The organism is Hyalangium sp. (assembly GCF_035629615.1).
In the GTDB taxonomy this organism is placed as follows: Bacteria; Myxococcota; Myxococcia; order Myxococcales; family Myxococcaceae; genus Hyalangium.
Window position 1 is genome coordinate 1 of sequence record NZ_DASPHO010000097.1, and the last position, 24,062, is coordinate 24,062.

Annotated in this window: 17 protein-coding genes; 9 read left to right on the forward strand and 8 right to left on the reverse strand. The window is 68.8% G+C overall.

Going from position 1 to position 24,062, the window contains the following annotated elements:
- Window positions 1-527: MBL fold metallo-hydrolase (locus VD972_RS04420; RefSeq protein ID WP_324981232.1), on the forward strand; the 527-nt coding region annotated here is incomplete at its 5' end.
- On the opposite strand, the gene VD972_RS04425 is transcribed toward VD972_RS04420, so the two are convergent.
- The gene (locus VD972_RS04425; RefSeq protein WP_324981235.1) at window positions 524-1,264 is read right to left on the reverse strand and encodes a M50 family metallopeptidase; all 741 of its coding nucleotides are present in this window, start codon (window positions 1,262-1,264) and stop codon (window positions 524-526) included. The two genes, VD972_RS04420 and VD972_RS04425, sit on opposite strands and share 4 nt — an antisense overlap.
- Window positions 1,265-1,380: 116 nt before the next feature.
- Here VD972_RS04425 and VD972_RS04430 point away from each other — a divergent pair, with 116 nt between their 5' ends.
- From VD972_RS04430 to VD972_RS04445, 4 genes are all read left to right on the forward strand, one after another.
- Window positions 1,381-3,555: a S46 family peptidase gene (locus VD972_RS04430; RefSeq protein WP_324981237.1), complete on the forward strand. Its 2,175-nt coding sequence runs from the start codon at window positions 1,381-1,383 to the stop codon at window positions 3,553-3,555.
- A complete protein-coding gene (locus VD972_RS04435; protein WP_324981240.1) occupies window positions 3,555-4,202 on the forward strand; it encodes a hypothetical protein in 648 nt (215 codons plus the stop codon). The genes VD972_RS04430 and VD972_RS04435 overlap by 1 nt, the downstream gene beginning before the upstream one ends.
- A gap of 63 nt (window positions 4,203-4,265) precedes the next feature.
- The gene (locus tag VD972_RS04440) at window positions 4,266-4,823 is read left to right on the forward strand and encodes a Wall-associated protein precursor (protein WP_324981242.1); all 558 of its coding nucleotides are present in this window, start codon (window positions 4,266-4,268) and stop codon (window positions 4,821-4,823) included.
- A complete protein-coding gene (locus VD972_RS04445) occupies window positions 4,813-5,502 on the forward strand; it encodes a double-CXXCG motif protein (RefSeq protein ID WP_324981245.1) in 690 nt (229 codons plus the stop codon). The genes VD972_RS04440 and VD972_RS04445 overlap by 11 nt, the downstream gene beginning before the upstream one ends.
- 37 nt (window positions 5,503-5,539) lie before the next feature.
- Here VD972_RS04445 and VD972_RS04450 read toward each other — a convergent pair whose 3' ends face one another.
- A complete protein-coding gene (locus VD972_RS04450; protein ID WP_324981248.1) occupies window positions 5,540-7,675 on the reverse strand; it encodes a serine hydrolase in 2,136 nt (711 codons plus the stop codon).
- Entirely contained in the window at window positions 7,675-9,498 is a 1,824-nt protein-coding gene (locus tag VD972_RS04455; protein WP_324981286.1) for a GDSL-type esterase/lipase family protein, read from the reverse strand. The genes VD972_RS04450 and VD972_RS04455 overlap by 1 nt, the downstream gene beginning before the upstream one ends.
- Before the next feature lie 294 nt (window positions 9,499-9,792).
- Here VD972_RS04455 and agmC point away from each other — a divergent pair, with 294 nt between their 5' ends.
- Together agmC and VD972_RS04465 are read left to right on the forward strand one after the other, a co-directional pair.
- On the forward strand, window positions 9,793-11,835 hold the full coding sequence (agmC, locus tag VD972_RS04460; RefSeq protein WP_414653982.1) for an adventurous gliding motility protein AgmC: 2,043 nt from the start codon (window positions 9,793-9,795) through the stop codon (window positions 11,833-11,835).
- A 36-nt stretch (window positions 11,836-11,871) separates the two neighbouring features.
- Window positions 11,872-13,671, forward strand: a complete 1,800-nt coding sequence (locus tag VD972_RS04465) for a DUF885 domain-containing protein (protein WP_324981254.1) — start codon at window positions 11,872-11,874, stop codon at window positions 13,669-13,671.
- A gap of 100 nt (window positions 13,672-13,771) precedes the next feature.
- On the opposite strand, the gene VD972_RS04470 is transcribed toward VD972_RS04465, so the two are convergent.
- From VD972_RS04470 to VD972_RS04490, 5 genes are all read right to left on the reverse strand, one after another.
- Window positions 13,772-14,896: a cytochrome c peroxidase gene (locus VD972_RS04470; protein WP_324981256.1), complete on the reverse strand. Its 1,125-nt coding sequence runs from the start codon at window positions 14,894-14,896 to the stop codon at window positions 13,772-13,774.
- A gap of 488 nt (window positions 14,897-15,384) precedes the next feature.
- The gene (locus tag VD972_RS04475; RefSeq protein ID WP_324981258.1) at window positions 15,385-16,509 is read right to left on the reverse strand and encodes a cytochrome c peroxidase; all 1,125 of its coding nucleotides are present in this window, start codon (window positions 16,507-16,509) and stop codon (window positions 15,385-15,387) included.
- 320 nt (window positions 16,510-16,829) lie between these two features.
- Window positions 16,830-18,746 (reverse strand): transglutaminaseTgpA domain-containing protein, encoded by a 1,917-nt coding sequence (locus VD972_RS04480; RefSeq protein WP_324981260.1) that lies wholly within the window; start codon window positions 18,744-18,746, stop codon window positions 16,830-16,832.
- Window positions 18,743-19,948, reverse strand: coding sequence for a DUF58 domain-containing protein (locus VD972_RS04485; RefSeq protein ID WP_324981263.1), 1,206 nt, complete (start codon window positions 19,946-19,948; stop codon window positions 18,743-18,745). Before VD972_RS04485 ends, VD972_RS04480 begins: the two co-directional genes overlap by 4 nt.
- Before the next feature lie 10 nt (window positions 19,949-19,958).
- The gene (locus tag VD972_RS04490) at window positions 19,959-20,945 is read right to left on the reverse strand and encodes a MoxR family ATPase (protein WP_324981266.1); all 987 of its coding nucleotides are present in this window, start codon (window positions 20,943-20,945) and stop codon (window positions 19,959-19,961) included.
- Window positions 20,946-21,058: 113 nt separating this feature from the next.
- Between VD972_RS04490 and VD972_RS04495 the strand changes: the two genes are divergently transcribed.
- Window positions 21,059-23,065 (forward strand): lysyl oxidase family protein, encoded by a 2,007-nt coding sequence (locus tag VD972_RS04495; RefSeq protein ID WP_324981267.1) that lies wholly within the window; start codon window positions 21,059-21,061, stop codon window positions 23,063-23,065.
- A 59-nt stretch (window positions 23,066-23,124) separates the two neighbouring features.
- Complete coding sequence (locus VD972_RS04500; protein ID WP_324981269.1) at window positions 23,125-24,042, forward strand: ADP-ribosylglycohydrolase family protein; 918 nt, start codon at window positions 23,125-23,127, stop codon at window positions 24,040-24,042.
- Window positions 24,043-24,062: the final 20 nt, after the last annotated feature.

The following is a 24,062-nucleotide window of genomic DNA, read 5'->3' on the forward strand; positions in this document are numbered from 1 at the left end:
TGGCGGAGCAGGGCAAGCGGCCCGTTGGGGTGTTCGTGTCGCACTGCCACGACGACCACATCAACGGTCTGACGGGGCTGCTGGGCAAGTACGACATTCCTGTGTACGCGCAGCGCGAGGAGGTGGACTTCTCGGAGGAGCTGCGCTCCAAGGCTGGGGAGGCCCTGCGCGCGGTGGGGCCTGGGGAGGCCATCCCGGTGGGTGGGGGGAGCTTCCAGGCGCTCCACACGCCCGGGCACACACCGGGCTCGCAGTGCCTGCTGGCGGGGGGCGCGCTGGTGTCCGGGGACACGCTCTTCATCAATGGGTGCGGGCGGTGTGACTTGAGGGGGGGAAGCCCGGAGGACATGTACCGCTCGCTGAGCCAGGTGCTGTTGCAGGTGCCGGACGAGACGCGGCTGTGTCCGGGGCATGCCTACGGGGAGGTGCCGGTGGCGGCGATGGGGGAGGTGCGCCGCTCCAACCCGTTCTTCTCGTTCCCGGACGTGAAATCCTTCGTGGAGTACCGGATGAGCCCGCGCCGCTAGGAGCGCCGGGCGGAGGACAGTGGGGGCATGCGCATCTGCGAGGCCCCTCCATCCGCGTGCAGGGACTTGTACGCGGCCCAGCCCAGCAGCGACATGCCCAGCAGCGTCCACAGCACCGCCCAGACGATGGCGGGCACCCACGTCTGCTCCGCCAGCAGGGCCGCGTCGCTCATGCCGCGCACCCGGCTGTCCCACAAGTCACTGCGGAAGTCGAACAGGGCGTAGAGCGCGGTGAACGCCGCCAGGAAGAGGTTGATCACCTCCACCACCCCTTCCGGGAGGAACTTCGCCGCCAACCCCAGCACCACCGAGGTGCCCAGGCAGAAGGCCAGGGTGAAGGTGTCCCTCGCGTACAGCACCCCCATCACCGCCAGCCAGACGCACGCCGCGCCCAGCACCAGGCGCCGCAGCCGGAAGCGGAACGTGGCCAGCAGGAGCACCGCCCCCATGATCGCGCTGCCCAGGTAGCCCGCGGAGAAGACGATGATCTGCCGGAACACCCCCGGCGGCAGCAGCGAGAAGCACGCCCCGGACTCGTCCGCGCGCAGGGTGATCTTGTCCACCGAGCCCCCGACGATCAGGGTGGCGAGCGCATGCCCGCTCTCGTGCATCATCACCACCAGCAGCTTGACCGGCCGCAGGAAGGGCGAGTCCCAGAAGAACCAGCCTACCCCCAGAAAGACGAGCAGGAGCGCCAAGCGCCCCTTGTCCAGTCTGGCTCCACTCGCGGTCTGCATCCTTGCTGCCTCCTCGAACCACGGAACACGCCAGCCCGCCGCATCTTCCATCGAAAACGACCTGACCGCACACGGGGGGTCGCCTGCGGGCTTGAGACGGGGTAGGGAAAGGCCCCATGAAGAAGACACTCCTCCTCTGGGTTCTGGTTGCAGTTCCGGCACTTGCCGGAGAGGGAAAGTGGACGCCCCAGCAGGTCCTCGAGCTCGATCCCGCCTGGCTCAAGGCCCAGGGCCTCCAGGTGCCTCCGAAGCGGCTGTGGGACCCGAAGCGGGGAACGGGGCTGTTGGCGGGCGCTGTGAACGTGGGTGGGTGCTCTGGAGCGTTCATTTCCGCCACCGGGCTCGTCATCACCAACCACCACTGCATCTTCTCCATCGTCCAGGAGCACAGCTCGCCCCAGCGGGATCTGATCACCCAGGGCTTCCTCGCCACCAGCCGCGAGGCGGAGCTGCCCGGCAAGGGCTCCCGGATCCAGGTGCCCCGCAGCTTCACGGACGTGACGAAGGAGGTGCTGGCCGCGGTGTCCTCGGGTGCGGATGATCTGGCGCGCCACCAGGCCATCGAGCGCAAGCAGAAGGAGCTCGTCGCGGCGTGCGAGAAGCGGCCAGCCACGCGCTGCCAGGTGTCCACCTTCGATGGCGGAGTCCAATACGTGCTGGTGGACTCGGTGGAGCTGCGGGACGTACGGCTCGTCTACGCCCCGCCGCGCGCGGTGGGTGAGTTTGGCGGTGAGGAGGACAACTGGATGTGGCCGCGCCACTCCGGGGACTTCGCCATCATCCGCGCCTACACCGCGCCGGACGGCTCGTCGGCGCCGTACAGCCCACAGAACGTGCACTTCAAGGCGGAGTTCTTCTTCCCGCTCGCCACCCAGGGGGTGAAGCCGGGGGACTTCGTGATGGTGCTGGGCTACCCGGGCATCACCTTCCGCGCGCTGCTGGCCGAGGAGATGGCGCAGCGCCAGGCGCGCCTCTACCCCCGCATCATCGACCTGTACGGCGAGTCCATCCGCATCCTCGAGGAGGAGGGCGAGAAGGATCCGGCCGGGAAGATCGCTGTCGCCTCCACGCTCAAGAGTCTGCAGAACCGCCACAAGAACGCGGAAGGCCAGCTCGCGGGGCTCAAGCGGGGGCGCATCATCGAGAAGCAGCGCGAGGCCGAGGAGGCCGTGGCGCGCTGGGTGGAGAAGAGCGGCAAGGCTCCGGAGGCGCTGCGCGCGCGCTCGGAGCTGCTCTCTCGACTGAAGGACACGGACAAGACGTGGGAGCGCGAGTTCCTGCTTGGCAACCTCCGGGCGAGCGCGCGGGGGCTGTCAATGGCGGTGACGCTGGCCCGGCTGGCGCGCGAGCGGGCGAAGCCGGACCTGGAGCGCGAGCCCGAGTTCATGGACCGCGAGCAGCAGCGGCTCAAGGATCAGCTCGAGCGCGAGCAGAAGAACCTCTTCCTGCCCGCGGAGAAGCGGCTGTTCCAGGCCTTCGTGCGGCGCGCCCTGGCGCTGGGGCCCGAGGAGCGCCTGGCCGCGGTGGACAAGCACTTCGGCCCCAAGGCCACGGAGAAGGAGGTGGCGGCCAAGGTCGACGCCCTGTACGCGGGCACGAAGCTGCTCACGCTCTCGGAGCGCCTGGCCATGTTCGGGGAGAGCGAGGCCCAGCTCGCGGCCCGCAAGGATCCGCTGCTGGCCTTCGGGCTGGAGCTGGCCACCGAGGTGTCCGCGCTGGACGAGCTGAAGGATCGCCGCGAGGGCACCGCCTCGAGGCTGCGGCCCGAGTGGCGCCGGGCGGTGCTGGCCCACGCGGGCAAGCCGGTGGCCCCGGATGCGAACAGCACCCTGCGCGTCACCTTCGGCAAGGTGCTGGGCTACTCGCCGCGCGACGGCGTCTTCAACACGCCGCAGACCACGCTCGCGGGCGTGCTGGCCAAGCACACGGGCGCCGAGCCCTTCGACGTGCCCGACAAGCTGCTCGCCACGGCGGAGGCGAAGAAGCTCGGGAAGTGGGTGGATCGGACGCTGAAGGACGTGCCGGTGAACTTCCTGGCGGACGTGGACACCACGGGCGGCAACTCGGGCAGCCCCGCGGTGAACGGCAAGGGCGAGCTGGTGGGCGTGAACTTCGATCGCGTCTGGGAGAACGTGGCCAACGACTTCGGCTACAACCCGGAGGTGGCCCGCAACGTGAACGTGGACGTGCGCTACGTGCTGTGGATGTTGGACCAGGTGGAGGATGCGGACGCACTCCTGCGCGAGCTGGGCGTCCGCAAGGGACCGCCCGTGGCCCGGGAGGCGCGCTGATGTCGGAGACACCCACGCCTGCGCTGCCCGTCTTCAGGCCGGAGGAGCGGGTCTGCGGCAACTGCAAGATGTGGAGCCCCCACTCGCTGGATCACCGGGGGTGGGTGGGGCCGTGCCGCATCTACCCGGGGCGCGGGCTGTACCCACCCTCGGCGCCCCTATGTGATCATTTCACGCCTCGTGGCGGAGTCACCGTCCCGGAGGCCGAGCCGGCTGCGCGCACCCGAGCCGTGCGCAGTGTGGCGCCGGTGGTGCGGCGCAAGACGGACCCGAACGAGATCGTCGACCTTGGAGACCTGAACATGACGCGTGAAGAGCTGATGGAGATCTTCCGGGAGGCCGCGGGCGAGACCGAGACGCCGCCCCTGGCGGGCAAGTGGGAGGGCGGCACGCTGCGGCTCATCCCGGGCAAGACGGATCTGCAGGCCAAGGACCTGCCCATCGACAGCCTGTTCCACAAGGTGGTGATGGTCAGGGATCGGCTGCGCACGCTGGAGCAGAAGCTCAACGCGCACCCGAAGCTGTCGGACGCCGAGAAGGTGGAGATGCAGAGCTACATCACGCGCGTCTACGGCTCGCTGACGAGCTTCAACATCCTGTTCCGCGAGAAGAACGATCAGTTCACCGGCCAGAAGTCCGACGAGTGAGCCGCCCCCGAGGCCCGTGTCTCACGGGCCCCGGATGACGCCCGGTCGTTTACGATAAGGCACATGCTCCCTCTCCTGGTTCTCCTCGTAGCAACACAGGTCCCTGCTGTTCCCGGCGAAGGCACCCTGGTCTCCTTTTGCAAGCAGGGCAGGCTTACCGCATGCGAGGAGTTGGCGAAGATCAACCCCGAGAAGTACGCCGAGGTTCAGGCAGAACTCGCGAAAGCGGCCCTGAGTCAGGAGGCACTGAAGGTCGCGGAGGAAGCGGCCCGAGCAGAAGAGAACGCTGAAGCCAACGAGTCCTCCGAATCCGAAACCTCGGACGAGCCTCCGAACTGCAAGGGCCAGAATCACCCCATCATCTCCCGACCTATTGCCGAGCAGTTGGAGCAACACGAAACCCTGCGTGGGCTGTACACGCCTCGGGATGAGCGCTTCAAAACCAGAGCGAAGGACGAGAAGTCACATTGCGGGTACCAGGATTGGCACCGGAAGGTGGACAAAGAGATTATTGAATGGCTCGTCAAAGAGCGTAGGGCAACGCCGGAGCAATTCATGAAGTTCCTGCGCGAGCTCTACCAGCGCAAGGAAATGCTCGAGAGATTTCCCAATGGCTTCTGAAGTGCACCCTCCCACCCGCTTCTTCGTGCTCAAGGAAGACTTGTCCGGGCGTTATGACACCCAGCTGAGCAAGACGCAGCCTGTCAACACCGGCGATGCTGCTCGTTGCCCGCAGTGCGGCGGCATCATAGGCATGCGGACATGGCTGCCGCCCTACCGAGGCGAGGTGGAGCTGTATGGAGAGGCCATGGGTGACTTCGTAGAGGCTTCTGGCGATGACGTGCTCATCTCTGAGCGCGTGGCCGAGTCCTTTCGGGCAGAAGGGCTGACCGGATTGCTTGGTTTCCATCCCGTCGAGATCTTGCGCGTTCGGAAGAGGCACAGGCGCATGGAGCTCGGCGTGGTGCCCCGCTACTTCGTTGTCACGCCTTGTTTCGGTCGCGGGGCCGTGGCTGAAGAGCACAGCCGCTTGCGCCACACCGAGCCCGTGACTTGCCCCGAGTGTCGCTACACCGGGCTGGACTCTATCCACGGCTTTACCATGGAAGCGGACACCTGGAAGGGCGAGGACGTGTTTCGCCCCCGTGGCCTCCAGGGCTGCATTGTCGTCTCCGAGCGCTTCGCCGAGTTCGTCCGGCGGCACGGGTTCACAAACATGAAGTTGCTACCCACCGAGGAGTACGTCTGGGATCCGCTTCGCAAGGGCCCCCCGACAGCCAGCCCTGCCGCTCCCACTTGACTTGCTGCAGGTGCCGCTCAAGCGCGTGAAGTAGGCGCTACGGAATTGGCAGGCTCTGGAGCGGGGGAGGTGGTTGCGTGAGCTCCTTCACCCGCTCCTGCGCCGCCTGCGCCGCCTCCGCGTCGCCCGCCTCCTGCGCGCGAAGGGCCAGAGCCTGCCACAACGAGGCCGCGCCCGGGTGAAGCTTCACCGCGACGCGCAGCACGTCGAGCGCCAGGGGATGCTGCTTCGCCCGTGCGAGGAGCTTCTCCGGGCCGAGCGCATCGGGCCCCGTGGGCCTCTCCAGAGCACGTCGGTAGAGCAGCTCCGCGGCCTCGGCATCGCCCGCCTGGAGGAACGCATCCGCCCGAGCGAGCAGCGTTGGAATGGAGCCCGGATGGTTCTTCATCGCCCAGTCGAGCAGTCGCGTGGCCTGGTCAGCAGGTGCCTTCGGCGCCTGGGCGAGCGCGATCACCTCCTCGGAGTAGTCCGGGTGCACCGGCGCCTCCTGGAACGCACGCTCGAGTGCTCCCAGCGCCACGTCTAGATCCGGGACGGAGCGCAGCAGCATCGTCCGCATCTCCGGTGCGTTCGCCCGCCGCCACGGCCCCACGAGCCTCGCGATGTCCGCGCGCAGGCCCGGGGAGAACCGCAGCTCCTCGGGGCAGCGCTCCTGCTCGCAGGCGCGCAGGTAGTCCTCGAAGAAGGGCAGGGCCCCCTCGGCAGGGTAGGCGGCCAGCGCCTCGGGCCCGAACGCGGAGGCGATCCGCTCCGCCATCTGCCTGCCGACCCGGATGAACAGGCGCCCGGCGCGCGGGTGGTGGGCCTGCTTCACCTGCTTCAGCGCGGCGTGAGGATCCGCCGAGACGGCCTCCCGGGACAGCAGCTTGGACACCTCGGTGAAGGCGCTCGGGAGATTCCCAGGCTCGGGCGGTGTGCCGTAACCGGAGCGGTGGAAGGTGTAGAAGGCGCGGCCATACGAGAACATCCGATACAGGCCCTCGTGGAGCACCTCGTCCACGGGATCCTTCGCATGAATCGGCCGCCGCCGCGCTCCGCCCTCCAGGAGCACCTCGAGCAGCGAGCTGTAGAGGTCGCGCAGCAGCTCGCCCTGATCCTCGACGTTCATGGCCAGCGCGATCACCAGGCGCTCGGCGGGGAGCAACAGCAGGAATGTGCTCGTCTCCGGCTGCCCGCCCGCGTGCGCGACGACGTAGTGGCCCCGCACCGGGTAGGTGGCGAACCCCATCCCATAGTCGGTCAGCCGTCCATCCCGCGTCTCCATGGAGCTCTGCATCATCCGCGTGGTCTCGGGCGTGACGAGCGTGCTGGCCATCACCGCGCGCCCGAACGCCAGCAGATCGACGACGGACGCGCGCGCCCCGCCACCCGCGAAGCGCGACGAGAGATCCAGCTTGTGGGAGCGCACCAGGCCGCCGCTCACGGCCCGGTAGCCCACCGCGTGCCAGGCATCCCGCGTCCGGAAGTCATCCAGCGCCGCGTTCGGCATGCCCGCTGGCGCGAAGATCTTCTGCTGCAGGTACTTCCCGAAGGGCAGCCCGGACGTATTCTCGACCATCGCCCCGAGCAGGTTGAAGCCATAGGAGGTGTAGACGAACTCGGTGCCGGGCTCCACCACGAGCGGCCAGTCCTTGAAGATCGCGATCGCCTCGGCGGTGGTCATCCGCTTCGTCAGCCGGTTCTCCTTCACCAGATCGCGGTAGTGGCTCACCCCGCCGAGGTGGCCCAGCAGCTGCCGCACCGTCACGGTCCAGGACTTGGCGGGGAAGTCCGGCACCCAGGTGCGGATGTCGCCGTCCAGCGACACCTCGCCGGCCTCCATGAGCTGCAGCACGGCGATGGAGGTGAAGCACTTGGAGATGGAGGCCGTGCGGTAGGTCGTCCTCGGAGTGGCCTTCAGCCGCCGCTCCACGTTGCGGAAGCCGAAGCCCCCCGCCCACGCCAGATCCCCCCGGGCCACGCCCACCGAGAGCCCTCCGAGCATGCGTCCCTCGAGCTGCTCGTGGATCCGCGCCTCCAGGGCGCGCACCACCTCGGGCGGGAAGGCCTGCGTGCCGGGCGGAAGCTGTGCGGGCGCCGGCTTGCCTCTCGGCTGAGCGGCGGCCACCGTGGACAGGAGTACCCCAAGCGTGACGAGCACACGGGGGAGGAACCCGAATCGCGAAGGTCGCATCAGTGTGCTCTCCGAGCCGTCGGGAGCGAGTCATGGCGGACGAGCTCCGCCAGCAGCCACGCGCCCATCATCACGGCCGGGTCCGCAGGATCGTGGAGATCCGCGGGCATGGGGGGAAGGTTGATGGAGAGGCAGGGCTCCCCGCTTCGGGCGGTGCTGCTCGAGGGCGCGAGCGACACACAGCGCAGCGTCACGGGGCCGGTGGTCGCCAGGGCGCGAGGCAGGGCCTGGGAAGCTCCTGGATCAAGCACGAGCCAGCGGGCTTCCTCGGAGCGGGGCGTCGATGCCCGTGCCGCCGAGAGCACTCGCTGGATTCCGCCCGCCAGCGGATCCTTGGGATCTCCTGGGAGCAGCGTCACGGGAGGCGCCTGCCGCCACGGATCCACCTCATGGGGAAGCAGATCCCCTCCCACGAGCGTGGCCCACGCCTCCGCGAGCGCATAGGGCTGCTCGGCGCGCGGAGTCTCGGACCAGGCCTTCAAGAGGGCATCCGACAGCAGCGCCCCAAGCAGGTCGAGGCCCTTCCCGCGCGGGTGCACCAGATCGTCATGCACCAGCCCCTTGGCGTGGAAGCGCTGGAGCGAGCCCGTGCCGCCCATGGCGCCGAACATGTCGAAGAATGCGCACCCCTCCGCCTGGGCGATCTTCCGCTCCAGCTCGATCACCTCCTGCAGGTCGGCCCGCTGCTGGAACGGCCGGGCCGAGTCAGGGCCCAGCACGGCATCGAGAGGCCCCACCAGCAGGCACGAAGAGCCCGGTGAGGCCCGACGGGTGCGCTGGATGAACTGGTGCAGGTCGCGCTCGACCTTCTCGAAGGTGGAGCGCCCCCACTGCAGCCGCTTCACCTCGTTGCCGCCCAGCATGATGAGCACCAGGGCGGGCGAGCGCGCTTGGAGCTGTTGGGTGACCATCTCCTCATGGGCCTGGAGGAAGAGGCTGGCATCCGCGGCGGGCACGCCCAGGGTGTCCAGGACGAGTCCCGGACCCGGCCGATCGAGGACGAGCCCTTGGATGGCCGTGCCGCTCTTGTGGGCGATGAGCTCCAGCGTCGCCGCGTCGGAGGGCAGCGTGAACTCCGTGCGCTGCGAGCGGCCGTCCCCCTGAGGCTCGGTCTTCAACAGGTCCTTGCCGTCCACACGCAGCTCGATCGGGCCGGCGCCCTTGTCGAGCCAGAAGAGGGTGCCCTGGGTCTCTCCCTTGAGGGAGAAGCGCGAGCGGGCCCGGGGAGTATTGGAGATGTGGACGACCCCGGCGAGCCCGATGGGCCAGGGCGACGGCTTGACGTCTCCTACCGTGTACACGCGCCAGCCGTCCGCCGAGCTGCCCGTGCGGATCCGACCGCCATAGTCCGCGATCCGGTCCACGAGGAGCAGTCCGCGGCCTCCATCCCCGAACATGCGGACCAGATCATCTCGGACGATGTCGACGATGCGGTCCGCCGCGATCAGGGAGTTGCCGAACGCGGCGACTGTCACCCGGGAGGTGCTCTTCCCAGAGCGCAGGCCATCCAGCGCGGAGAAGAAGGGATCGAGCGAGGTCCGCGCGCAGAAGGGCCCCGCCCACTCAGTGCAGGGGTTCTCGATGGGGCTGCCGGGGGCCTTGAGTGTGGTGGCCAGCCGGAAGAGCTCCTCCTCCTGGGGCGTGCGCTCAGGCAGGCGGCGCGAGGGGAGGGGCGCCAACGTGCGCGCGATGGCACGGGCCGCGGCTAGTCTCAGCGCCTCGTGCTCCTTGGGCAGGTCCACGGACACCACGGGTGGGCCCTGGGGTGGGGTGGCGCCAGGCGCACCGCCGGAGCGAACCGAGGCCAGCCCGATGGCGGCCACGAACAAGAGAACTCCGACAGCCGCTAGCCGTCTGGCGGTCGCCCCACGCTGAGAGACCCCCTGGGGGGGCTGAACGTCCATGCGGCGAGTCTAGCCCCATGGCATCGACAGGCGAGAGAGCAGCCAAGAAAGCGCATCGCTCGAAGCCATCCAAGTACCTGGATTCCCTTGGCACGCTTCCTCTGGCGACAGGGAATCCTCGAAATCCGATAATCTGCTGCCCGCTGGCCATGGCTCATCTCGGGAGGGAATGTGAGCGGATCCCCGTCCTCATCGACACGCATCGCGTGCGCCGTGACCCTCCTGGCAACCCCAGCTCGAGCTGGGGCTCTGCGGAGCGCATGCTCTCTGCTGGTGCTGCTTGCAGCGGGCAGCGCGCTGGCCGAGCCCGACACCTTCGGACTGGGCACGGGCCGGAGCGGCGCTCTCGTCATCGATACCTCGGACACGGTCGTCAACCGCTACACGCGCCTCACCGCCAACGCGGCCGCGGGGATGAAGGAGCTGACGATCTCCGAGGGCAGCGGCTTCTCCGCGGGAGAGCTGGTGCTCCTCCACCAGTCCACCGGGTTGATGCCCGGGCTCGTCTCGGGGGATCAGAACCCCGTCAACCTCCACTCCGGCACGGCCGGAAGGTTCGAGTACGCGCGGGTGGAGCAGGTGTTGCCGAACATGCTGCAGCTCACCGCGCCGCTGCTCTACAGCTACACGGCGGACGCGACGCAGGTGGTGAGCGTGCCCGAGTACACGGATCTGCAGCTGAATGCCGGGGGGTCGATCCGGGCGGAGCCCTGGGATGGAAGCATGGGTGGCATCGTCGCGGTCCTGGTCTCCGGGGCGCTGACGAATGACGGGCTCATTACAGTCAAGGGGGCGGGCTTTCGCGGTGGAACCTTCTTTGACCACCCGGACATCCGAGACTGCACGGGGTTTGACGTGCCGGAGTCCGCCGGCGGTACCTATAAAGGAGAGGGGCTGGTGGCCGGGCGCTACGGCGCGGCGTCCGGGCGAGGCAACCTGGCCAACGGCGGCGGCGGAGGGAACTGTCACAACAGCGGAGGCGGGGGCGGTGGCCACGCCGGGGCGGGAGGCCTGGGAGGGTTCAGCTTCACGGGAGATGGCTCTCGCGATGTGGGCGGCCTGGGTGGCGCGCCGGTGGTGTACCTCCCTTATGAGCACCTCCTGTTCGGAGGAGGCGGCGGCTCGGGGGAAGGGGACGACGACCTGGGGACGGGGGGCGCAGCGGGCGGAGGGCTGATCCTCATCCGCGCCAGACAGGTCCTGGGGACAGGGAGCTTCAGCGCCGCTGGGGCCTCTGCGGACGGCACTCGCCCGGCAGGAGACGATGGCGCGGGCGGAGGAGGAGCGGGTGGCGCGATCTCCGTGCGGGCTCAGAAGGAGCTGATGTGCGGGAGCGCCGTGGCCTATGGCGGTGCGGGGGGAGACAGCACCCACACCACCATCGTGATGGGGCCTGGCGGCGGAGGGGCCGGGGGGGTCGTCTTCCTTCAGGGCGAGTCGATCACCTGTCCGGCCTCGGTGCTCGCGGGAGCCGCTGGCCTCTCGGTAGCGCAGGGAGACTCCCACGGCGCGGGCCCGGCCAAGATCGACAGTGGCCCCTCCTATGGCTCGGCTCAGCCGGTGCCCGAGGCGTTCCGATCACCCAACACCCCTGTGCTGACCCAGCCGGCAGATGGGGCGACAGGCGTGCCGCGACGGCCGAGCATGGAAGGCACGGCCGAGCCCGGAGTGCTCGTCCAGCTCTACCTCGATGGAATCCCCTACGCGCAGGTGCTGTCGAGCAGCACCGACGGCGCCTTCGTGTACACCCCAACGGCGGATCTGGCCCTGGGAGCGCATGAGCTGAGCGCGTCCGCGCAGAGCCTCGGCGTGCGCAGCGCCGTCTCGGAGCCCACTCGCTTCGACGTGGTGACGCAGCCGACGGAAGGGGACGTCCGTCCCATCCTGGTGGTGCCCGGTGAGGGCGAGCGCGTCGATCCCACCCCGGTGTTCGCGGGGACGAGCCCGAGCGGTGTCTCGGTGAGCCTCGAGGTGGATGGCACCGAGCTGGCCCTGGTGCCGTTGGATGGGACGGGACGCTTCCGCTACGCGCTCACCGCCGAGCAGGCGCTCGCGCCCGGAGCGCACAAGGCGGTGGTTCACGTCCGGGACGAGGCCGGCCGGGCGGGGACCTCTTCCCAGCTCACGAGCTTCGAGGTGCTGCCGTCCTCGAGGCTGGACGTGGGCTGCGGATGCGGATCCACTCCCGGCGCGGGACTGGGCGCCGTGGCGTTGTTGCTGGGGGCGTGGGCCGCGCGCCGCCGACGAGAGTCCTGAGTCTCCGCGCGCAACCTGTGACAGAGTCCGCGGCGCATGAACACCCGCTCTGTGTGGTTCCTCCTCGGGCTGCTTGCCGCGGCCTGTGCGACCTCGACTTCGTCCTCGTCCTCCAGCACCACCCCCGCCGCCTCGCCCGAGGATGCGCGCTTTACCGCGCTCCTGGAGGAGGAGTGGCAGTGGGATCTGCGCGAGTCCCCCCTCTTCGCCACCTTCGTGGGAGACCTTCGCTACAACGACCAACTGGGAGACCAGTCGGCCGAAGCCATCGAGCGCCGCAAGCAGCACGCCCGCGAGCTGCTCGAGCGCCTGAAGGGCATTGACCGCTCGCGTCTGTCCGAGCCTCGCCAGCTCGACTACGACCTCTTCCGGCTGGACGCGGAGACCAGCGTCGAGGGCCAGCGCTTCCCCGAGGAGTACATCCAGATCAGCCAGCTCGGCGGCATCCACGATATGATGGCGCAAGTGGCGCAGGCAGTGCCCAAGCGCAACGTGAAGGACTTCCAGGACTTCGTGAAGCGGCTGCGCGCGGTGCCTGGGCTGGTGGATCAGTCCATCGCGCTGATGCGCAAGGGCCTGGAGGCAGGCGTGGTTCCGCCCAAGGTGACGCTGCGGGACGTGGCGGGCCTCATCCGCAACCAGGCCGTGGACGCGCCCGAGCAGAGCCCGATCGTCCGCGCGCTCTTCGAGGGACTCCCGCCCTCCCTGAAGCCGGAGGAGGCGCGGCTGCGCGCGGAGGTGAACGCCGCCCTCGGTGAGGCCGTGCTACCCGCCTACCGCAAGCTGCTGGCCTTCTTCGAGTCCGAGTACGCCCCGCGCGCCCGCGAGGCGATCTCCATGTCCGCGCTGCCAGATGGCCAGGCCTGGTACACGTTCCGCGTGAAGCAGATGACCACGACGGACCTGTCGCCGGACACCATCCACCAGATCGGGCTGGCGGAGGTGAAGCGCATCCTCTCGGAGATGGAGAAGGTGAAGGTGGAGGCGAAGTTCCAGGGCTCGCTGCGAGACTTCACCCGCTTCCTGCTCACGGACAAGCGCTTCACCTTCGGCTCGCGCCAGGAGCTGCTCATGGCCTACCGCGACGCGGCCAAGCGCCTGGATCCAGAGCTGCCCAAGCTGTTCGGAATGTTGCCTCGGCTGCCGTACGGCATTCGCCCGGTGCCCGAGTTCTCGGAGAAGACGGTGCCCGCCGGGTACTACAACCCGGGCTCTCTGGAGGTAGGACGGGCCGGGATCTTCTTCGTCAACACCTATGATCTGTCCGCCCGGCCCCGCTGGGGAGTGGACGCGCTGGTGCTGCACGAGGCGGTGCCCGGGCACCACTTCCAGATCGCGCTCGCGCAGGAGCAGGGGGAGGTGCCTCGGTTCCGCCGCTACAGCCACTACGGCGCCTATGTCGAGGGCTGGGGCCTGTATGCCGAGTCGCTCGGTGAAGAGCTCGGCGTGTACCAGGATCCCTACGCGAAGTTCGGCGGGCTGGCCTCGGAGATGCTGCGCGCCATCCGGCTCGTGGTGGACACCGGCCTCCACTCGAAGGGCTGGACGCGCGACCAGGCCATCACCTTCTTCCGGGAGAACTCCGGCGAGCCCGAGAACGACATCATCGTCGAGGTGGATCGCTACATCGTCAACCCGGGGCAAGCGCTCGGGTACAAGCTGGGCTCGCTGAAGATCCAGGAGCTGCGGGCCTTCGCCGCCAGCGAGCTGGGCCCGCGCTTCGATGTGCGTACCTTCCACGATGTGGTGCTGGGCTCCGGCGCGCTCCCGCTGTCCATCCTGGAGAACCGGGTAAAGGCGTGGGTGGCGCGGCAGAAGGCGGCCTCCCCTCCGTAGGCGCCTCAAAGCAAAGCCCCGCGGCACCTCGAGGTGCCACGGGGCGGCTGGCTTCAGCTCGGGGCTTCCCGCTCCGTAGAGCGGGTGCCTCGGGCCGGGACTACAGCAGGTACATGTAGGCGGTCATGTCCGCGATGTCCTGCGGCGTGTTCGGGATGCCCAGGAAGTCGAGCACCTGCTTGTACTGGACCATCACCTGCTCGAGCGTCTTGGCAGAGCTGTCGTGGAAGTACGGCGCGGTGTTCTTGAGGTTGCGCAGCGACGTCATCTTGAAGAGGTTGGCCTCCTGCGCCACGCCCGTCACCAGCATCCGGCCCGGATCGGGCGAGCTCACCGGCGTCACCGTGTTGTCCGGGTTCGTGACGTTGAACGTGAGCATGGGGTTGCCGGCCAGGTTGAACTCGGAGACGAACGCGGTGCCGAACTGGGAGTTGGCGGGCACGCCCATCGGGTTGCCAGCCGTCATCCTGTTGAGCAGCGTGCCACCGTGGCAGCTGCCGCACACACCGGTCTCCGCGAACCACGCCCGGCCGCGCTTCTCCGAGTCGCTCCTGCCCGCGGGGAGCGCCGGCGCGGGGCCTCGGCCCTTCGCGTAGTCCCTCATCGCATTGGAGGAGAACAGCGTCTTCTCGTACTGGGCGATGCTGTTGAGCTGGTCCGTCGACGGAAGCCGCGACGGTGACACCTCGGCGTGGCCGAGGAGGGCGCTGCGCGCCTGGGTCTGCAGCGTCGCCTCACGGCCATCCCACATAATCTCGGAGTCCAGCGACGGAGCATCGACGGTGCTGGGGATGCCGCGGCGCAGGGTGAGGGTGCGGCGCGTGGGATCATTGGCGAGGGTCACGTTCGGATGCAGGGTGATGTCGACGGTGACCGTCGCGTCGTTCAGCAGCTTCGAGTAGCTGGTGCCCAGGCGCCCATCGCTGTCGATGCGCCGGAAGAGGGGCCCGTTCCTGTTGGCGTTGTAGGCTGCCCGGGCCTGCGCCGGGGTCAGCGTCCCCGTGCCGGACGTGTGGCAGGTCGCACAGGTCCGTCCGTTGCCGCGGAAGGTCTCATGCTTGAAGAGGTTCTCACCGGCGGCCACGGACGCGTCCTGCTCCGCATCCTCCGTGCTCTCTCCCTCCTCGAGGATGGGAGTCGGCTGCTCGTCCTCTGTAGGCTCTCCACAGCCAGTGGACGCCAGTGTGAACAACGCGGTCAGTAACGCCTTGTGAAGCTGCTTCATGGGGGTTCTCTCCTGGGCAGGTCAATGCCAGCGAGAGCCGTTAGAGCAGACTTCATGCCAATTCAAGAAAAGCATGAATTAACGCGTAAGCGTTTGAAATGATTGACCACGGATGCAGGCCTTGATCCCCTGGGTGTCAAAGATGACCGCCCCCCAGGACCTGTGTCTTCGCATTCATCGAGAAAAACTGGGGTCCAAGCCCTGGATTTCAAAGGGATTCTCGTTAATTCATGCGAAAAATGAACAGTTAGTTAGATGGAGATTTTGGAGTGAGGATGTACCAGGAGCTGTCCGAATCCAGGACAGGGCTCGAAGCTCAGCGCTGTGGGCGCAGGAGGCGCTCTGGGCGTGGGTTGCTTGAGCGCGAGTGAGCCCGCCCGAGCTTGCTGGCCTGAAGAACAAAACCCCGCGGCATCTCGAGGTGCCACGGGGCGGCTGGCTTCAGCTCGGGGCTGCCCGTTCCGTAGAGCGGGCGCCTTGGGCCGGGACTACAGCAGGTACATGTAGGCAGTCATGTCCGCGATGTCCTGCGGCGTGTTCGGGATGCCCAGGAAGTCGAGCACCTGCTTGTACTGGACCATGACCTGCTCGAGCGTCTTGGCCGAGCTGTCGTGGAAGTACGGCGCGGTGTTCTTGAGGTTGCGCAGCGACGTCATCTTGAAGAGGCCCGCCGTCTGCGGCACGCCCGTCACCAGCATCAGGCCCGGATCCGGCGAGCTCACCGGCGTCACCGTGTTGTCCGGGTTCGTGACGTTGAACGTGAGCATGGGGTTGCCGGCCAGGTTGAACTCGGAGACGAACGCGATGCCGAACTGGGAGTTGGCGGGCACGCCCATCGGGTTGCCAGCCGTCATCCTGTTGAGCAGCGGGCCGCCGTGGCAGCTGCCGCACACACCGGTCTCCGCGAACCACATCCGGCCGCGCTTCTCCGAGTCGGTCGTACCCTCAGGGAGCGCGGGCGCGGGGCCTTTGCCCTTCGCGTAGTTCTTCATCGCGCCGGAGCTGAACAGCGTCTGCTCGTACTGGGCGATGCTGTTCAGCCCGTCCTCCGACGGAAGCCACGACGGGTCCACCTCGGCGTGGCCGAGGAGAGCGCTGCGCGCTTGGGTCTGCAGCGTCGCCTCACGGCCATCCCACATAATCACGGAGTCCAGCGACGGAGCATCGATGGTGCTGGGGATGCCGCGACGCAGCATGAGCGTGCGGCGCGTGGGATCGCTAGCGAGGGTGACGTTGGCGGGCAGGGTGATGTCGACGGTGACCGTCGCGTCGTTCAGCAGCTTCGAGTAGCTGGTGCCCAGGCGCCCATCGCTGTCGATGGGGTTGAAGAGGGGCCCGTTGCTGTTGGCGATGTAGGCCGCCTGGGCCTGCTGCGGGGACAGGGTCCCCGTGCCGGACGTGTGGCAGGTCTCACAGGTCCGCCCGTTGCCCTGGAAGGTCTCATGCTTGAAGAGGCGCGCGCCTTCGTTCACGGACGCGCTCTGCTCCGCGTCCCCCGTGCTCTCCCCCTCCTCGAGGAGGGGAGTCGGCTGCTCGTCCTCCTCAGGCGCTCCGCAGCCAGCGGTCGCCAGTGTGAACAACGCGGTCAGCAACGCCTTCTGGATTCGCTTCATGGGGGATCCTCTCCTGGGCGGGGGCCAAGGCCAGCGAGAAGGGGTAAAGCAGATTTTGTGCCAATTCTTGGAAAACGAGAATGAACGCGTAGGTGCTTGAAATGATTGGACATGGGTGCAGGGCTCGATCCGCTGGGGGTCAAAGATGACCGTCACACTGCGTCTGGGGTTTCTCGTTCATCGAGAAAAACCGGGGTCCAAGCCCTGGATTTCAAAGGGATTCTTGGTAATTCCAGCGAAATGCGGACAGTTGGATAGACGGAGATTTTTGGAGTGAGGATGTACCAGTGGCTGTCCGAATCCAGGACAGGGCTCGAAGCTCAGCGCTGTTGGCGCAGGAGGCGCTCGAGCTCCGCGGTGAGCTTCCCGAGGGAAGCGAGATCGATGGCCCCTCCCCCATAGCGAGCCCGGCGATAGCGGGTGAGGAACTCCGCGGCGAGGGCCTGGGCGCGATCTCCGCGGGTGGTGCGCAGGCGCAGCAGCAGCTCGTCATCTGTCTCGGCGGTGCTGGGAATGAGGCCCGCGCCGCGCTTCATCGCGCGGAGATAGCGTGTGTAGGCCGCCGTCAGCGCCGGGTTCTCTCCGCGCATGGCCTTGCGAGCCGTGGTGGCGCGCTTGTGCCGGTAGCGTGCCCGCAGTCGCCACGCCAGCGCGGCGGTGAGGACGAGCCAGGTGAGCGGAGAGCTCGCCACGGCTGACAAGGCCGCGGCGGGTGAGCTCAGGAGGCGCGAGAGCCCGCGGCGGAGCGCGGAGGAGAAGGCCTGCCATGCGGCCCCCAGGGTTCCCGTGGCCTTGTCCGCGAGCAGCGCGTCGCGGCTGCGCCAGGGGGTCGGATCAAAGGGGACGAAGCGCCCCTCCTCCGGGAGATAGACCTCCACCCACGCGTGGGCGTCCCGGGAGTGCACGAGGAAGGCGTCCGAGAAGGGGTTCTTCTCCTGGGGGACGAAGCCACCGGCCAGGCGCGCCGGGACGCCCTGGCTCCGCAGGAGCGCCGCCATGGCGCTGGCGAAGTAGGTGCACCAGGCGGGCCGCCGCTCGCGGATGAGGACGGCCAGGGGGCTGCCCTCGCCGCGCAGGTCCACCGAGAGCGAGTACTCGTAGTTGTCGCGGAACCAGGCCTCCAGTGCCTCGGCGCGGGCCCTGGGCGTGGTGGCGCCGCGGGTGATCTCCTGGGCCAGGGGGGACAGCTCCGCTCGCAGTGCCTCGGGGAGAAAGCTGAGGGCCTCCGCGGGAGGCGGCTCCGGTGGGAGCTGCTCTCGGGGATCGTGGCGCAGGAGGAGGGTGGTCCCGCTGGCGCCCTCGGCGCGCACCATCCATCCACCGATCGTCTCGGCTGAGGCGCCCTCAACGGTGCGCGTCCCAGCGGGAGCGGGGAGGTGTTTGCGCAGGGCTTGCTTCAAGGTGAGCTCGGTGGAGCGCAGCGGCTCGCCGGGTGCGAGAGGGGGCAGCGCCGGGCGGGCCTGTTCGAGCGCGCGAGAGGTGGTCCAGCGGGTGCCGTCGAACGTGTCGAACACCGTCGTCCTCAGCCGCTGCGCGCCGTCGCCCCTCACCTCCATGAGGAGCACCTCGGTGTCGGGCATCCGGCCCTGGCGGTCGAGGGAGATCTCCGACTGCATGGCGATGCCCGGGCTCGGAGCCGCGCTCATCATCCGGAAGACCGTGTCCGTCAGCACCCCCTCGCTCAAGCGCACGAAGCGAAACAGCCCGAAGGTGGCTGCCAGCACCACCAGCGTGAAGGCGCCAAAGCCGAGGCCTCCCGCGAGCCCGGCCTGACCGATGCGCCCTCGAGCAAAGGCGACAGCCAGGAGGCCGACGGCCAGGCCCGCCATGCCCACGTACACGGCGGGAGAGCCCCGCACGGCGACGCTGAGCGACGACAGGAGCAGGGCATAGGTGATGGCGTAGGCCTGCCTGCCGCAGAGGGCACAGAGGGTGCTCAGCCCCACCAAGGCTCCGCACAGCGGCCCCATGACAACGGGCGGGATGGGCGCTGGCACGGGCCACAGCCCACTCAGCGCGAACCCTAGCGAGCCTCCCACGAGCGCCGAGATCAACAGCAGCCGGGACGAGTACACAGGCTGCTTGCCGAGGATCAGCGCGGTGGCCAGCAGGCCCGCGGCGGGGACACACAGCAGCCAGCGATCATGGGCCAGCGCGTGCAGGACCAGCGCGCCGAGCACTGGCAGCATCTCCATCCCCCGCCCCAGGTGGGAGGTGCTGGCAGGGGACTCGCTCATGGCAGCTCCACCACCTCCTCGGGAGCGAGGCCCTCGGGGCGGCGATCCGGCCGGACGGAGAGCACGCGGACGGCCACTCCGTGCGCCTTCAGCTTCCGGATCAGCTCCGCCCGAGCGGCGTCCCAGTCCATCATCACCAGGATGACGGCGGAGAGCTTCCGGGCCTCGGGGAGCAGCGCGGCCTCCAGCGCGTTCATGTCCAGCCGGTCCTCGGCCTCGAGGCAGGCGAGGATCTCCAGGATGTGCTCGAAGTGGGCCAGGGCGCGGCCCGCCTGGAAGTGGAACACCTGGGAGCCGGCCGCGAAGATGTCGATGATGTACTCCTGGCGGGCGAGCACGTCGGCGATGCCGGCGGCCAGGGAGAGGCTGCGCTCGAAGAGGACATCGTCCCGGGTGCTGCGCGTCTCCACGTCCAGCACCATGGCCAGCCGGACGAAGTACTCCTCCTGGTACTCCTTCACCACGAGCCGGCCGGTCCTCGCCAGCGAGGGCCAGTGGATGTCGCGCGTGCGATCTCCCTCGCGGAACTCGCGGGTGCCGGCCAGCTCGGTGGACTCGCCCACGCTCGAGGCGGTGGGGATGCCGCCCGGCTGGTAGTTGCGCCCATGGGGCACCTCGAAGCGCGCCAGCGGCGTGAAGCACGGGTACACGAGGAGCCGATCCTTCTCCTTCGCGCGGCGGGGCCACTTCACCAACGCCGAGGGAAAGAAGCTGGAGGCCTGGAGCCAGGGCAGCTCGTAGGCCCCGCGCGTGGGGCAGGTGAGCGTCAGGCTCACCTCGGCCCGCTCGCCAGGCCCGAGCACCTCGATCACCGGCGACTCCTCCACGAACTTCAGCTCCGGGGGCAGGCTGCGCTCCTCCACCACCACCTTGCGCGCCGGCCGGCGGCCCCGGTTCTCCACCAGCACCCGGTAGTGCAGGGTGTCTCCCGCGGACACCGGGGGGGGCAGGCGCCGGGAGAGCTTGAGCCGCGGCCGGAATGGCAGCCCGACCGTGACGCCCCCCACGAGCAGCGCGGCGCAGAAGCAGAAGAAGACGATCGCCGGCTGGAGCCCCCAGAGCATCATCAGCCCCGCGGCTCCCATGGCCCACAGCAGGGACTGGCCGAGCGGCGTGAGCCACCCGCGATAGCGCTCGTTCAGGAACCGGATGAAGCGGTGCTCCTCCGGGGGCATCATGAAGGACCAGCGGCGGCGAGCCATGGCGAGCGGCCTAGCGGGGCAGGGGGACGGCGGAGACGATGTCCCGGGTGAGGGCCTGCTTGTCGGTGCCGGCGTAGCGGGCGCGAGTGTCCAGCACCAGCCGGTGGGTGAGCACGGGCACGGCGAGCACCTTGAGATCCTCCGGCAGGACGAAGTCGCGACCGCTGACGAGCGCGCGGGCGCGGGCCATGCGGGCATAGAGGAGCGCACCGCGCGTGGACACCCCCAGGCGCACACTGGCGTGGCCGCGCGTGGAGTGGACGACGCGCAGCAGGTAGTCCGCGACGGAGGCCTCCATCCGCACCCCCTCCTCCACAGCGCGCTGCAGCGCCACCACCTCTTCCAATGAGCAGACCGCCTCGAGCGGGGCCGCAGGCTTCGGGCCGCGCTGCTCGGTGAGGAGGGCCCGCTCCTCGGCCTCGGGCGGGTAGCCCAGCGAGAGCTGGGCGGCGAAGCGATCCAGCGAGGCCTCCGGCAGCGGGTAGGTGCCGTGGAACTCCACGGGGTTCTGGGTGGCGATGCACAGGAAGGGCGAGGGGAGCGAGCGCGTCTCTCCGTCCACCGTTACCTGCTGCTCGGAGAGGCCCTCCAGGAGCGCGGACTGCGTGCGCGGGGAGGCGCGGTTGATCTCATCGGCGATCAGCACGTTGGCGAAGATGGGGCCGGCCTTGAACCGGAAGGTGCCGTCCTGGGGGTTGAAGAGGGAGGTGCCGACGATGTCAGTGGGCAGCAGGTCCGGCGTGAACTGAACCCGCTTGAACTGCCCACCGATGCTGAGGGCCAGCGCCTTGGCCAGGGTCGTCTTCCCGGTGCCAGGCACGTCCTCCAGCAGCACGTGCCCGCCTGCCGCGACGCAGCAGAGGACCAGCTCCAGGGCCTCGCGCTTGCCGCGGATGGCCTTCTCCAGGTTGCCCAGCAACCGGGTAATGAGGGTGCGAGCCTGCTCGGCCTGCTCGGCGCTCGGAGGAGGGGAGCTCTGGGCGGATGCCATGCGCATGGACCCAGCGTATCAGCCTGCGAGGGGCCCACGGAGGGGCTGCCTGGCTGGGAGTCCGTGACAAAGACCCGGACTCCGAGCGAACCTGCGGAAAACCTGCTTAGGGGGACACCTTGCGCAAACTCATTCTCTGCCTGCTGGGAGCGTTCGCAGTCCTGCTGAGCGGATGCGACGACGATGAGACCTACGAGGCGACCGCCACGGAGCCGGGGGCACCGGCGCGCGTGGTGCCGGGAGGCAACGGGGAGTTCTCGGTGTCCGCGCTGAACTCAGGCACGGCGACGTGGAAGAAGGGGGACGTGAAGCTGGTGCTCGGCCCGCAGGACGTATGGAGCGGTGGCACGATTGGGCTCGTGAAGAACACAAAGCCGGGGGAGGTGGCCACGTTCCTGGGCAGCGTCGCCACCCCGGCTCAGCCTGGCCTCCACACGCTGAGCTGGACGCTCCAGCACGAGAGCACCCCCTTCGGGAGCCCCATCGAGGTGGCGGTGGAGGTGAGCTGCTCCGACGGTGTCTTCTGCAACGGCGAGGAGCGCTTCGCCAACGGCCAGTGCGCCACGGTGCGCGCGGCGTGCGATGACGGCACGGCCTGCACCCAGGATGACTGTGACGAGCAGTCGCGCTCCTGCCTGCACACACCGACGGGCGCGTGCGCGGTGTGCATGGCCGGCCCCACCTGCGAGCGCGACTGCGCGGGCAAGCAGTGCGGGGATGACGCGTGTGGCGGGGAGTGCGGCACCTGCGGCGCGGGCGAGGGCTGCGCGCAGGCGATCTTCCAGTGCAAGCCCGAGACGCAGCCGGGGACCTGCCGCTCGCCGCTGCCGCTCCTGGCCGACGGGGCCCAGCTCATTGGCGACCACACCCTCGAGGGCGACAGCTCGGGAGGCATCCACCAGGCGGTGCCCTCGTGCAACAGCACCAGCACCGCGGTGGAGTCCGTCTATACCTTCACGACCACCGAGCGCGTCGGCCTGGAGGCGCGGGTCTCCGGCTATGACACGGTGCTCCACCTGCGCAAGAAGAGCACCGCGGATGGCGGGGCGGACTGCCTCGACAACACGCCCGCGAAGACGGTCGCGTGCAGCGACGACTCGTCACCGCCGGGCGACTACGGCTCCCGCGTCGCCACGGACCTGGATCCGGGCACCTACTACCTCATCGTCGACGGCTTCGACGCCTCGCAGTCAGGGCCCTTCACGCTGAAGGCCCGCTTCACCGCGAATGGCTGCGTGCCGAAGTGCGATGGCGTGTACTGCGGCGGGAGCGACGGCTGCGGCGGGAACTGCGGTGTCTGCGGGGATGGTGAGGCCTGCAAGCAGGGGCGGTGCCTGCCGAGCCCCTGCACGCCGCAGTGTGATGGGAAGGACTGCGGGGACGACGGCTGCGGCGGGCAGTGCGGCTTCTGCCCGGGCGAGAAGCTGTGCGTCCTGTCGACGGGGACGTGCGAGACCTTCGCCGCGTGCAATCACCTGCGCCCCACGTGCTCGCCGGCCTGTGGCGCCGGGGAGTTCTGCGGCACGGACTGCGTGTGCCACCCGGTCAGCGAGTCCCTGCCGGATCTCGTTGTCGACGAGAAGCGGCTGAAGGACGAGATCCTCTTCGACTCCATCTTCGTCACCGAGAACTCGTGCGCCGTCGTGGAGGAGTGCGTGGGGGGCACGGGCCAGCGCCGCGTGCTGCGCTTCAGTGTGGAGGCGGTGAACCAGGGCTTCGCCACCGCCACGGTGCCGCCCCCGGCGGACCGGCCGGACCTGTTCACCTTCTCGCCGTGCCATGGCCACTTCCACTTCAGCGGCTTCGCCACGTACGCGCTGCTGGATCTGGAGGGAAAGACGGTGCTCAACGGCCGCAAGCAGGCCTACTGCATGGAGGACACCCAGCGCGTCGTGTCGGGGCCGAATGTGGCGTGCTCCAAGGAGTTCGACTGTGAGACCCAGGGCATCCAGCGCGGCTGGTCCGATCTCTACGGCAACACGCTGGACTGCCAGTGGCTGGACATCACGGACGTGCCCCCGGGCGACTACCGCCTCCAGGTGACCCTCAACCCCGCGCGCTCCTTCCAGGAGGCGACGCTCGACAACAACACCTCCAGCGTCCCGGTGACCATTCCCCCCCCGTAGCCAGAGGTAGGACATAGTGTATTGTTGACACTTAGTCGGCAGGCGTTGGACAATGAGGCATGACGACCTCGAAGCCTGCCGACCGTGCTGAGCGCAGGGAGCGCGCGTTGCTCTCGCTGGATGGACTGTCCGTGGGGGACGCGTTCGGCGAGCGCTTCTTCCTGCCGCCTACGACTCTGGTGCCGATGCTCGAGCACCGGACCGTGCCGCCCGGGCCGTGGCGCTACACCGATGACACGGAGATGGCGCTCGGCATCGTCCAGGTGCTGGAGGAGCACGGGCGCATCGATCAGGGGCGGCTCGCGGAGGTGTTCGGGGCCCGCTACCGCGAGAACCCCTATCGAGGATATGGCGGCACCGCGCAGGGCATCCTCCAGGCTATCTACGAGGGGACGCCGTGGCGCAGGGTGTCCTCGCAGGTCTTCGACGGTACCGGCTCCATGGGGAACGGTGGGGCCATGCGAGCGGCACCGCTGGGCGCCTGGTTCGCGGACGATCTGACCCGGGTGGTGTCCGAGGCCCGGGCCTCCGCGGAGGTGACGCACTTCCATCCGGAAGGTCAGGCAGGGGCCATCGCCATCGCCGTAGCGGCCGCATGGGCCTGGCAGCGGAGGGAGGGGCACTTCCCCGCCCGGCAGCTCTTCGACGTGGTGCTCGAGCACACTCCGCCGGGGGCGACGCGCAGAGGGCTGGAGAAGGCGCGTGCGCTGCCGCTCGAGGCGTCACCGGTGGCGGCGGCCAAGGAGCTGGGCAGCGGGTCTCAGGTCATCTCCGAGGACACGGTGCCCTTCTCCGTGTGGTGCGCGGCGCGCCACCTGGACCACTACGAGGAGGCGCTCTGGACCACGGTCTCCGGGCTGGGAGACCGTGACACCACCTGCGCCATCGTGGGAGGCATCGTCGCGCTCAGCGCGGGGCGCGAGTCCATACCCAAGGCGTGGCTCGAAGCGCGCGAGCGCCTCAAGCTGAGGGCATAGCCTGGTGCCCTGAAGGCCTG

What these genes read in the sequence shown, in the direction of transcription:
- VD972_RS04425 (WP_324981235.1), bottom strand. Translation starts at nt 1,264, where the DNA reads ATGCAGACCGCGAGTGGAGCCAGACTGGACAAGGGGCGCTTGGCGCTC.
- VD972_RS04500 (WP_324981269.1), top strand. Translation starts at nt 23,125, where the DNA reads ATGACGACCTCGAAGCCTGCCGACCGTGCTGAGCGCAGGGAGCGCGCG.
- VD972_RS04445 (WP_324981245.1), top strand. Translation starts at nt 4,813, where the DNA reads ATGGCTTCTGAAGTGCACCCTCCCACCCGCTTCTTCGTGCTCAAGGAA.
- VD972_RS04465 (WP_324981254.1), top strand. Translation starts at nt 11,872, where the DNA reads ATGAACACCCGCTCTGTGTGGTTCCTCCTCGGGCTGCTTGCCGCGGCC.
- VD972_RS04470 (WP_324981256.1), bottom strand. Translation starts at nt 14,896, where the DNA reads ATGAAGCAGCTTCACAAGGCGTTACTGACCGCGTTGTTCACACTGGCG.
- VD972_RS04435 (WP_324981240.1), top strand. Translation starts at nt 3,555, where the DNA reads ATGTCGGAGACACCCACGCCTGCGCTGCCCGTCTTCAGGCCGGAGGAG.
- VD972_RS04430 (WP_324981237.1), top strand. Translation starts at nt 1,381, where the DNA reads ATGAAGAAGACACTCCTCCTCTGGGTTCTGGTTGCAGTTCCGGCACTT.
- VD972_RS04450 (WP_324981248.1), bottom strand. Translation starts at nt 7,675, where the DNA reads ATGCGACCTTCGCGATTCGGGTTCCTCCCCCGTGTGCTCGTCACGCTT.
- VD972_RS04490 (WP_324981266.1), bottom strand. Translation starts at nt 20,945, where the DNA reads ATGCGCATGGCATCCGCCCAGAGCTCCCCTCCTCCGAGCGCCGAGCAG.
- VD972_RS04475 (WP_324981258.1), bottom strand. Translation starts at nt 16,509, where the DNA reads ATGAAGCGAATCCAGAAGGCGTTGCTGACCGCGTTGTTCACACTGGCG.
- VD972_RS04440 (WP_324981242.1), top strand. Translation starts at nt 4,266, where the DNA reads ATGCTCCCTCTCCTGGTTCTCCTCGTAGCAACACAGGTCCCTGCTGTT.
- VD972_RS04480 (WP_324981260.1), bottom strand. Translation starts at nt 18,746, where the DNA reads ATGAGCGAGTCCCCTGCCAGCACCTCCCACCTGGGGCGGGGGATGGAG.
- VD972_RS04485 (WP_324981263.1), bottom strand. Translation starts at nt 19,948, where the DNA reads ATGGCTCGCCGCCGCTGGTCCTTCATGATGCCCCCGGAGGAGCACCGC.